The organism is Streptomyces sp. MMG1533, from assembly GCF_001279775.1.
Lineage (GTDB): Bacteria > Actinomycetota > Actinomycetes > Streptomycetales > Streptomycetaceae > Streptomyces.
Genome location: NZ_LGDG01000285.1, coordinates 23,017 through 33,281 on the forward strand (window position 1 = coordinate 23,017; position 10,265 = coordinate 33,281).

Genomic DNA, 10,265 nt, shown 5'->3' on the forward strand with positions numbered 1-10,265 from the left:
TGTCACTGACGCTTTGTAGTGTGGTAGCACAACGCAATACGTACGACGCAGAGTGATGACGCGTACCCGCTGAGGGTATGGCGTCATGCGACAACGAACGAGGAGAAGCGCACCTCGCCGCCGCCGGTCCTCGGTAGTGGCCCCCGGGGGAAGTGAGCCCCGAGGGCTTCGATCGAAGACCGGCCCGCACCAGACGGAGCGCTTCTCCGCAACCGTCCCCCTGCCACACGGGCAGTGAGGGACAAAAGACGACAAGTTACGGAGAAAACGCTAGTGGAGAACGAGACCCACTACGCCGAGGCCGTCATTGACAACGGTTCCTTCGGCACCCGCACCATCCGCTTCGAGACGGGCCGCCTGGCCAAGCAGGCCGCCGGCTCCGCCGTGGCGTACCTGGACGACGACACCATGGTGCTGTCGGCCACCACCGCCTCCAAGAACCCCAAGGACCAGCTCGACTTCTTCCCCCTCACGGTGGACGTCGAGGAGCGGATGTACGCCGCCGGCAAGATCCCCGGCAGCTTCTTCCGCCGTGAGGGCCGTCCCTCCGAGGACGCCATCCTCACCTGCCGGCTCATCGACCGCCCGCTGCGCCCGTCCTTCAAGAAGGGCCTGCGCAACGAGATCCAGGTCGTCGCCACCATCATGGCGCTCAACCCCGACCACCTGTACGACGTCGTGGCGATCAACGCCGCCTCCGCGTCCACGCAGCTGGCCGGCCTGCCCTTCTCCGGCCCGATCGGCGGCGTCCGCGTCGCGCTCATCAACGGCCAGTGGGTCGCGTTCCCGACGCACACCGAGCTCGAGGACGCCGTCTTCGACATGGTCGTCGCCGGTCGCGTCCTGGAGGACGGCGACGTCGCGATCATGATGGTCGAGGCCGAGGCCACCGAGAAGACCATCCAGCTCGTCGCGGGCGGCGCCGAGGCGCCGACCGAGGAGGTCGTCGCCTCCGGTCTGGACGCCGCGAAGCCCTTCATCAAGGTGCTCTGCAAGGCCCAGGCCGACCTCGCCGCCAAGGCCGCCAAGCCGACCGGCGAGTTCCCGGTCTTCCTCGACCACCAGGACGACGTCCTGGAGGCCCTGTCCGCCGCCGTCCGCCCGGAGCTCACCTCCGCGCTGACCATCGCGGGCAAGCAGGAGCGCGAGGCCGAGCTGGACCGCGTCAAGGCGCTCGCCGCCGAGAAGCTCCTGCCGGAGTTCGAGGGCCGCGAGAAGGAGATCTCCGCCGCGTACCGCTCGCTGACCAAGTCCCTGGTCCGTGAGCGCGTCATCAAGGAGAAGAAGCGCATCGACGGCCGCGGGCTGACGGACATCCGTACGCTCGCCGCCGAAGTCGAGGCCATCCCGCGCGTGCACGGTTCGGCGCTGTTCGAGCGTGGCGAGACCCAGATCCTGGGCGTCACCACCCTGAACATGCTCCGGATGGAGCAGCAGCTGGACACCCTTTCCCCGGTGACCCGCAAGCGCTACATGCACAACTACAACTTCCCGCCGTACTCCGTCGGCGAGACCGGCCGCGTCGGCTCCCCGAAGCGCCGCGAGATCGGCCACGGCGCCCTCGCCGAGCGCGCCATCGTGCCGGTCCTGCCGACGCGCGAGGAGTTCCCGTACGCGATCCGTCAGGTGTCCGAGGCCCTCGGCTCCAACGGCTCGACGTCCATGGGCTCGGTCTGCGCCTCCACCATGTCGCTGCTGAACGCCGGTGTGCCCCTGAAGGCCCCGGTCGCCGGTATCGCCATGGGCCTGATCTCCCAGGAGATCAACGGCGAGACGCACTACGTCGCCCTCACCGACATCCTCGGTGCGGAGGACGCCTTCGGCGACATGGACTTCAAGGTCGCCGGCACCAAGGAGTTCGTGACCGCCCTTCAGCTGGACACCAAGCTGGACGGCATCCCGGCCTCCGTCCTGGCCGCGGCCCTCAAGCAGGCCCGTGACGCCCGCCTCCACATCCTCGACGTGATGATGGAAGCGATCGACACGCCGGACGAGATGTCCCCGAACGCCCCGCGGATCATCACCGTCAAGATCCCCGTGGACAAGATCGGCGAGGTCATCGGCCCCAAGGGCAAGATGATCAACCAGATCCAGGAGGACACCGGCGCCGAGATCACGATCGAGGACGACGGCACCATCTACATCGGTGCCCAGGTCGGCTCGCAGGCCGAGGCCGCCCGCGCCACGATCAACTCGATCGCCAACCCGACCATGCCGGAGGTCGGCGAGCGCTACCTGGGTACGGTCGTGAAGACGACCACCTTCGGTGCGTTCGTCTCGCTGCTCCCGGGCAAGGACGGTCTGCTGCACATCTCGCAGATCCGCAAGCTCGCCGGCGGCAAGCGCGTGGAGAACGTCGAGGACGTGCTCGGCGTGGGCGCCAAGGTCCAGGTCGAGATCGCCGAGATCGACTCCCGCGGCAAGCTCTCCCTCATCCCCGTGATCGAGGGCGAAGGCGACGACGAGAAGAAGGACGACACCGACAAGTGACGTCGAGCAGCTCCACGGCGACGGCCCGCACCTCCACGGAGGCGCGGGCCGTCGCCCGTACCCAAACGCTGATCAAGGGCATGAACGGCATCGGTGTCGTTCGCAAGACCACCCTCCCCGGCGGCCTGCGCATCGTCACCGAGACGCTGCCCTCGGTGCGCTCGGCGACCTTCGGCATCTGGGCCCACGTCGGCTCCCGCGACGAGACGCCGTCCCTGAACGGCGCCACGCACTACCTGGAGCACCTCCTCTTCAAGGGCACGCAGCGCCGCTCCGCCCTGGACATCTCCTCCGCCATCGACGCGGTCGGCGGCGAGATGAACGCGTTCACGGCGAAGGAGTACACGTGCTACTACGCGCGCGTGCTCGACACCGACCTGCCCCTGGCCATCGACGTCGTCTGCGACATGCTCACGGGCTCCCTCATCCTCGAAGAGGACGTCAACGTCGAGCGCGGCGCGATCCTCGAAGAGATCGCCATGACCGAGGACGACCCGGGCGACTGCGTGCACGACCTGTTCGCGCACACCATGTTCGGCGACAACCCCCTCGGCCGCCCGGTGCTCGGCACGGTCGACACGGTCAACGCCCTCACCGCCGACCGCATCCGCCGCTTCTACAAGAAGCACTACGACCCGACCCACCTCGTCGTCGCCGCGGCCGGCAACATCGACCACAACAAGGTCGTACGACAGGTCCGCGCCGCCTTCGAGAGGGCGGGCACCCTCAAGAACCTGGACGCCGCGCCCATCGCGCCCCGCGACGGCCGCCGCACCCTGCGCACCGCGGGCCGCGTCGAGCTGATCGGCCGCAAGACCGAACAGGCCCACGTCGTGCTCGGCATGCCGGGCCTGGCCCGGACGGACGAGCGCCGCTGGGCGCTCGGGGTGCTCAACACGGCTCTCGGCGGCGGTATGTCCTCCCGCCTCTTCCAGGAGGTCCGCGAGAAGCGCGGCCTGGCCTACAGCGTGTACTCGTACACCTCCGGCTTCGCCGACTGCGGCCTCTTCGGCGTGTACGCGGGCTGCCGTCCGAGCCAGGTGCACGACGTCCTGAAGATCTGCCGCGACGAACTCGACCACGTCGCCGAGCACGGCCTGTCGGACGACGAGATCGGCCGCGCCATCGGCCAGCTGCAGGGCTCCACCGTCCTGGGCCTGGAGGACACCGGCGCGCTGATGAACCGTATCGGCAAGAGCGAGCTGTGCTGGGGCGAGCAGATGTCCGTCGACGACATGCTGGCCCGGATAGCCTCGGTCACCCCGGACGCCGTCCGCTCGGTCGCCCGCGAGATCCTGGGCCGACGACCCTCACTGTCGGTCATCGGTCCGCTGAAGGACAAGCAGGCGTCCCGTCTGCACGAGGCCGTCGCCTGATCAAGTCCGAAACTCCGCGACTCCGAAACTCCGAGACTCCGGAACCCCGGTAAGGAAGCAAGAAGATGAGCAAGCTGCGCGTGGCGGTCCTCGGTGCCAAGGGCCGGATCGGCTCCGAGGCGGTACGGGCGGTCGAGGCCGCCGAGGACATGGAGCTGGTGGCCGCCCTCGGCCGGGGCGACAAGCTGGAGACGCTCGCCGAGACCGGCGCCCAGGTCGCCGTCGAACTGACCACGCCCGCCTCGGTGATGGACAACCTCGACTTCTGCGTGCGGCACGGCATCCACGCCGTCGTCGGCACGACGGGCTGGACCGACGAGCGCCTCGCGCAGCTCAAGGGCTGGCTCGCCGAGTCCCCGGAGACCGGCGTTCTCATCGCGCCGAACTTCTCCATCGGGGCCGTACTGACGATGAAGTTCGCGCAGATCGCCGCGCCCTACTTCGAGTCCGTCGAGGTCGTCGAGCTCCACCACCCGAACAAGGTGGATGCCCCGTCCGGCACCGCCACGCGCACCGCCCAGCTCATCGCCGAGGCCCGCCGCGCGGCCGGCTCGGCTCCGGCGCCGGACGCCACGGTGACGGCCCTGGACGGCGCACGGGGCGCCAGCGTGGACGGCATCCCCGTGCACGCCATCCGCCTGCGCGGCCTGCTCGCCCACCAGGAGGTCCTGCTGGGCGGCGAGGGAGAGACGCTGACCGTCCGCCACGACTCCCTGCACCACAGCAGCTTCATGCCGGGCATCCTGCTCGGCGCCCGCCGCGTGGTGACCACCCCTGGCCTGACCTTCGGCCTGGAAAACTTCCTGGACCTGGGCTGACACCCGCCATGCGAGCCAAGCTCTCCTACGCCACAACGGCCGCCGTCCTGGTCTTCTACTTCGTCCTGGTCGGCAGTCGCGGCGTCATGCTCATCCAGTCCGGCACGCTCCTCACCGTCACCTTCGGCGTGGCGGTGCTGATCCTGCCGGTCATCGGCGTGTGGTTCCTGTGGAAGAACACCGAGTTCGTCCGCAAGGCCAACCAGCTCGCCGCGGAACTCGACGCCCAGGGCGGCCTGCCCGTCGACGAGCTGAAGCGCACCCCCGGCGGCCGCATCGACCGCGACTCCGCCGACGAGGTCTTCGCCAAGCGCAAGGCCGAGACGGAAGCCGCCCCCGACGACTGGCGCAGCTGGTTCCGCCTCGCCGTCGCCTACCACGACGCCCGCGACACCCCGCGCGCCCGCAAAGCGATGCAGCGGGCGATAGCCCTGCACGACGGCAAGCCGGTCCAGGCGGCCTGACCGCCCCCTCGTTACGCCGAAGGGGCCGACCCGCACCACATGCGGGTCGGCCCCTTCGCGTCGCTGACCGAGGTCAGCCTCGCCGGTACTCCTCACCCCACGCCTCGATCGTGTCCGACGCCCTGTCGAAGGCCTCGGCACGCGCGAGGAAGTCCGCGTTGTGCGTGGTCAGCAGAACCGGCACATCATTCGTGGCACGGTCATGCCGTACGAGGAGCAGCGCCTGGCCCTGAACGGTGCGCGGCAGCCCGAGCCAGCGCACCGGCTGCTGCACGGTCCGCACGGACGTCACCCGGTCCCAGGGAACCGTGCGGGTGAGGAAGAAGTCCACCCGGCGCAGCCCCTGTGCGCTCACCCACACGCCCACGCGCAGCAGCCGCAGGGCTCCGACGATGACGAGCAGCGCGATACCGAGGACCACTCCCGCCTCGGTCACCGAGTCGGTCAAGGCGATGATGACGCCCGCGAACAGGACGTACGAGGCGAGCAGCAGCAGGATCGCGGCAACACCCACGCGCCACGGGCCGGGGCGGTAGGGGCGCCGCCAGCGGTCGCGGTCGTCGAACGGCAACGCGACGTCGTCCGTCGCTTCGAATGCGCGGTCGGCCGTCAGGAAGGGCAGGGGCACGGCTGGGTCCTCACTCAATCCATCCATGGGCTGTGCCCGGTGAGGTTATCTACCTGTGTCCCTGCTCACCACCCTTGGGGGTCCGGATGAGGTCAGTGCCCCTGGGACGCCTGGGACTGCTGTGTCTGCGCAGACTGATCCGGACTGAGCGCCGGCATCCCGACGACCAGCGAACCCACGAGTGCGGCGACGATGGTGAACCCCAGAAGCCAGTGCCCGGCCATTTGACTGACGGACGCCCGCTCGCGGGGCGGGGGAGTGACATTGCTGCGGAACTTGTCGGCTTCGGCGAGGAAGGCGAACGGTACGGGTTCGCGCCGACGGAACATCGGGGGTACTTCTCCCTTCGGGGTAGAACGAGTGACTCTCACTGACACAGACGAGCGGGTGCCCCAAAAGGTGCCAGGTTTCCCCGAATTCGCAGAAGTTCACCGAAGTTGTCGCGTCCCGGCACCGAACGCCCCGATGTCAGTGCCGGGCCGTAGAGTGGGCGCCGCCCGAGAGAAGTGATGGAAGGACCCTCCGAGCCGTGACCGACACCCCCGCCGACGACCTCAAGCCCAGCTTCCGCAGCGACGTCACCGTCGAGCTGGTCAAGCACACCGCGTCCGACTCCGACGTGCTCTTCGCCGCCCGCGTCTCGACCGTCGGTGAGCAGTCCCTGGACGAGCTGGGCAAGGACCCGGAGCGCTCCAAGGGCCTGATCAACTACCTCATGCGGGACCGGCACGGCAGTCCCTTCGAGCACAACTCGATGACCTTCTTCATCAGCGCCCCGATCTTCGTGTTCCGCGAGTTCATGCGGCACCGCGTGGGCTGGTCGTACAACGAGGAGAGCGGCCGCTACCGGGAGCTCGAGCCGGTCTTCTACGTCCCCGGGGAGTCCCGCAAGCTCGTCCAGGAGGGCCGCCCCGGCAAGTACGTCTTCGTCGAGGGCACCCAGGCCCAGCAGGAGCTGGTCGCCCGCACCATGGAGGACTCCTACCGCCAGGCGTACGAGGCCTACCAGGAGATGCTCGCCGCCGGCGTCGCTCGCGAGGTCGCTCGCGCGGTCCTCCCCGTCGGCCTCTTCTCCTCGATGTACGCCACCTGCAACGCCCGTTCGCTGATGCACTTCCTCGGCCTGCGCACCCAGCACGAGCTGGCGAAGGTCCCGTCCTTCCCGCAGCGGGAGATCGAGATGGTCGGCGAGAAGATGGAGGCCGAGTGGGCCAAGCTCATGCCGCTCACGTACGCCGCCTTCAATGCGAACGGCCGTGTGGCGCCGTAGCGCACCCTCGTTCCCGTGCCGGGCACAGATGTACGGGTCAGTCGCGCGAAGTGTCCGTATTGCGGCATTTGGTGAAGTTCATCTAGCCTGATCAAACGGACCCGGCACTGCTTGAACCCCCGAGCAGGCAGTGCCGGGTTCCATGTTTGTCATGACTTTTCCCAGCCCCCCTAGGGCAGACCCCGCCCTGAGCAACGAGTAGCGTGTTACCCATGGCTCCGACCTCCACTCCGCAGACCCCCTTCGGGCGGGTCCTCACCGCCATGGTCACGCCCTTCACGGCGGACGGCGCACTCGACCTCGACGGCGCACAGCGGCTCGCCACCCACCTGGTGGACGCAGGCAACGACGGCCTGATCATCAACGGGACCACCGGTGAGTCCCCCACCACCAGCGACGCGGAGAAATCGGATCTCGTACGAGCCGTCCTGGAGGCCGTCGGCGACCGCGCCCACGTCGTCGCCGGCGTCGGCACGAACGACACCCATCACAGCATCGAGCTCGCCCGTGCGGCCGAGAAGGCGGGCGCACACGGCCTCCTCGTCGTCACGCCGTACTACAACAAGCCCCCGCAGGAGGGCCTGTATCGGCACTTCACGGTTATCGCCGATGCCTCCGAGCTGCCGGTCATGCTGTACGACATCCCCGGCCGGAGCGGCGTCCCGATCAACACCGAGACGCTCGTCCGCCTCGCCGAGCACCCGCGGATCGTCGCCAACAAGGACGCCAAGGGCGACCTCGGCCGCGCCAGCTGGGCCATCGCCCGTTCCGGCCTCGCCTGGTACTCCGGCGACGACATGCTGAACCTGCCGCTGCTCTCCGTGGGTGCGGTCGGCTTCGTCTCGGTCGTAGGCCACGTGGTCACGCCCGACCTGAGGGCCCTCGTGGAGGCGTTCGTCTCCGGTGACGTCCAGAAGGCGACCGAGATCCACCAGAAGCTGCTCCCGGTCTACACCGGCATGTTCCGCACCCAGGGCGTCATGACCACCAAGGCCGCGCTCGCCCTCCAGGGCCTGCCCGCCGGACCGCTGCGTGCCCCCATGGTCGAGCTCGCGCCCGAGGAGGTCGAGCAGCTCAAGATCGATCTTGCCGCGGGCGGGGTACAGCTCTAGCACCAGACTTCGCGAACCCGTTCGCGCGATCAGACTTCACAACTGAATAAACAGGCCACCGGTGCCTGTGTCCACAACGACAACTGCTTCTGCACGAACGTCATGCGCGCCACGTGCCCACCGGTACGTGGCGCGTGTGGTGAGGAGAGTCTTTTGAGTCATCCGCATCCTGAACTCGGTCCGCCCCCGCCGCTCGCCGAGGGCGGCCTACGCGTCACCCCGCTCGGCGGCCTGGGCGAAATCGGCCGGAACATGACGGTCTTCGAGTACGGCGGCCGTCTGCTGATCGTCGACTGCGGCGTGCTCTTCCCCGAGGAGGAGCAGCCCGGAATCGACCTGATCCTGCCGGACTTCTCGTCCGTCCGGGACCGTCTCGACGACATCGAGGGCATCGTCCTCACGCACGGCCACGAGGACCACATCGGCGGCGTCCCCTATCTCCTCCGCGAGAAGCCGGACATCCCGTTGATCGGCTCCAAGCTGACCCTCGCCCTGATCGAGGCCAAGCTCCAGGAGCACCGCATCCGCCCGTACACCCTGGAGGTGGCGGAGGGGAACCGTGAGCGCATCGGCCCCTTCGACTGCGAGTTCGTCGCGGTCAACCACTCCATCCCGGACGCCCTGGCCGTGGCCATCCGTACGCCCGCCGGCATGGCGGTCCACACGGGCGACTTCAAGATGGACCAGCTCCCGCTGGACAACCGCCTCACGGATCTACACGCGTTCGCACGGCTGAGCGAGGAGGGGATCGACCTCCTCCTCGCCGACTCGACGAACGCGGAGGTCCCGGGCTTCGTTCCGCCCGAGCGCGACATCTCCAACGTCCTGCGCACGGTCTTCGCGAACGCCCAAAAGCGGATCATCGTGGCGAGTTTCGCCAGCCACGTCCACCGCATCCAGCAGATCCTGGACGCGGCCCACGAGTACGGCCGCAGGGTCGCCTTCGTCGGCCGCTCGATGGTCCGCAACATGGGCATCGCCAGGGACCTGGGCTACCTGAAGGTCCCGCCGGGCCTGGTCGTGGACGTCAAGACGCTCGACGACCTGCCGGACCACGAGGTGGTCCTGGTCTGCACGGGTTCCCAGGGCGAACCGATGGCGGCGCTGTCCCGCATGGCCAACCGCGACCACCAGATCCGCATCGTCCCCGGCGACACGGTCATCCTGGCGTCGTCGCTGATCCCCGGCAATGAGAACGCGGTCTACCGCGTCATCAACGGCCTGACCCGCTGGGGCGCCAACGTCGTCCACAAGGGCAACGCCAAGGTGCACGTCTCCGGGCACGCGTCCGCGGGCGAGCTGCTGTACTTCTACAACATCTGCCGCCCGAAGAACCTGATGCCGGTCCACGGCGAATGGCGCCACCTGCGCGCCAACGCCGAGCTGGGCGCCCTGACCGGCGTCCCGCACGACCGGATCGTCATCGCAGAGGACGGCGTGGTCGTCGACCTGGTCGAGGGCAAGGCCAAGATCTCGGGCAAGGTCCAGGCGGGTTACGTGTACGTCGACGGCCTCTCGGTCGGCGATGTGGGCGAGCCGGCGCTGAAGGACCGCAAGATCCTCGGAGACGAGGGCATCATCTCGGTCTTCTTGGTCATCGACTCCTCGACCGGCAAGATCACGGGCGGACCGCACGTCCAGGCCCGTGGCTCCGGTATCGAGGACTCGGTCTTCGGCGATGTCATCCCGAGGATCACCGAGGTGCTGGAGCGGTCGGCTCAGGACGGCGTCGTGGAGCCGCACCAGCTGCAGCAACTCATCCGCCGAACCCTGGGCAAGTGGGTCTCGGACAACTACCGGCGCAGGCCGATGATCCTCCCGGTGGTGGTGGAGGTCTGACGGTCCGTCGGCCTTCGTACGCGCGAACCTGGAGGGGGGCGCCTCGATTTGCATCGAGGCGCCCCGCTCCAGTACGTTTACGGCTCCGCCCAGACGGGAACCCGGATGCTTCGTGCACCGGAACCAGTCCCCGGTGGGGGCGGGAATTCCGACTCAGAACCTCTGATAAAGTCGGAAGCGCCGGAAAGGGAAACGCGAGAGCGGGAACCTGGAAAGCACCGAGGAAATCGGATCGGAAAAGGTCTGATAGAGTCGGAAACGCAAGACC

General features: G+C 68.4%; 9 protein-coding genes. 7 read left to right on the forward strand and 2 right to left on the reverse strand.

What is annotated here, in order from left to right:
* The first annotated feature begins 273 nt into the window (after positions 1 to 273).
* From ADK57_RS45130 to ADK57_RS45145, 4 genes are all read left to right on the forward strand, one after another.
* Positions 274 to 2,490, forward strand: coding sequence for a polyribonucleotide nucleotidyltransferase (locus tag ADK57_RS45130; RefSeq protein ID WP_053755601.1), 2,217 nt, complete (start codon positions 274 to 276; stop codon positions 2,488 to 2,490).
* Entirely contained in the window at positions 2,487 to 3,866 is a 1,380-nt protein-coding gene (locus ADK57_RS45135) for a M16 family metallopeptidase (protein WP_053755602.1), read from the forward strand. The genes ADK57_RS45130 and ADK57_RS45135 overlap by 4 nt, the downstream gene beginning before the upstream one ends.
* Before the next feature lie 65 nt (positions 3,867 to 3,931).
* Positions 3,932 to 4,684 (forward strand): 4-hydroxy-tetrahydrodipicolinate reductase, encoded by a 753-nt coding sequence (dapB, locus tag ADK57_RS45140; RefSeq protein WP_053755603.1) that lies wholly within the window; start codon positions 3,932 to 3,934, stop codon positions 4,682 to 4,684.
* 8 nt (positions 4,685 to 4,692) lie between these two features.
* Complete coding sequence (locus tag ADK57_RS45145; RefSeq protein ID WP_053755604.1) at positions 4,693 to 5,148, forward strand: hypothetical protein; 456 nt, start codon at positions 4,693 to 4,695, stop codon at positions 5,146 to 5,148.
* Between the two features lie 73 nt (positions 5,149 to 5,221).
* Here the strand turns inward: ADK57_RS45145 and ADK57_RS45150 are convergent, their stop codons facing one another.
* On the reverse strand, positions 5,222 to 5,776 hold the full coding sequence (locus tag ADK57_RS45150) for a PH domain-containing protein (RefSeq protein ID WP_053755605.1): 555 nt from the start codon (positions 5,774 to 5,776) through the stop codon (positions 5,222 to 5,224).
* A gap of 92 nt (positions 5,777 to 5,868) precedes the next feature.
* Positions 5,869 to 6,105: a hypothetical protein gene (locus tag ADK57_RS45155; protein ID WP_053755606.1), complete on the reverse strand. Its 237-nt coding sequence runs from the start codon at positions 6,103 to 6,105 to the stop codon at positions 5,869 to 5,871.
* A gap of 200 nt (positions 6,106 to 6,305) precedes the next feature.
* Here ADK57_RS45155 and thyX point away from each other — a divergent pair, with 200 nt between their 5' ends.
* The 3 genes from thyX to ADK57_RS45170 all read left to right on the forward strand — a co-directional run bounded on the left by thyX (position 6,306) and on the right by ADK57_RS45170 (position 9,997).
* Complete coding sequence (thyX, locus tag ADK57_RS45160; RefSeq protein WP_053755607.1) at positions 6,306 to 7,046, forward strand: FAD-dependent thymidylate synthase; 741 nt, start codon at positions 6,306 to 6,308, stop codon at positions 7,044 to 7,046.
* Between the two features lie 212 nt (positions 7,047 to 7,258).
* The gene (dapA, locus tag ADK57_RS45165) at positions 7,259 to 8,158 is read left to right on the forward strand and encodes a 4-hydroxy-tetrahydrodipicolinate synthase (protein ID WP_053755608.1); all 900 of its coding nucleotides are present in this window, start codon (positions 7,259 to 7,261) and stop codon (positions 8,156 to 8,158) included.
* A gap of 153 nt (positions 8,159 to 8,311) precedes the next feature.
* Positions 8,312 to 9,997 carry a ribonuclease J gene (locus ADK57_RS45170; RefSeq protein ID WP_053755609.1) on the forward strand — a complete coding sequence of 562 codons (1,686 nt, stop codon included), beginning with the start codon at positions 8,312 to 8,314 and terminating at the stop codon, positions 9,995 to 9,997.
* The last annotated feature ends 268 nt before the right edge of the window (positions 9,998 to 10,265 follow it).

Excerpts from the sequence above, each read along its gene's own strand:
- dapB (WP_053755603.1), top strand. The coding sequence starts at position 3,932 with ATGAGCAAGCTGCGCGTGGCGGTCCTCGGTGCCAAGGGCCGGATCGGC.
- ADK57_RS45155 (WP_053755606.1), bottom strand. The coding sequence starts at position 6,105 with ATGTTCCGTCGGCGCGAACCCGTACCGTTCGCCTTCCTCGCCGAAGCC.
- ADK57_RS45145 (WP_053755604.1), top strand. The coding sequence starts at position 4,693 with ATGCGAGCCAAGCTCTCCTACGCCACAACGGCCGCCGTCCTGGTCTTC.
- dapA (WP_053755608.1), top strand. The coding sequence starts at position 7,259 with ATGGCTCCGACCTCCACTCCGCAGACCCCCTTCGGGCGGGTCCTCACC.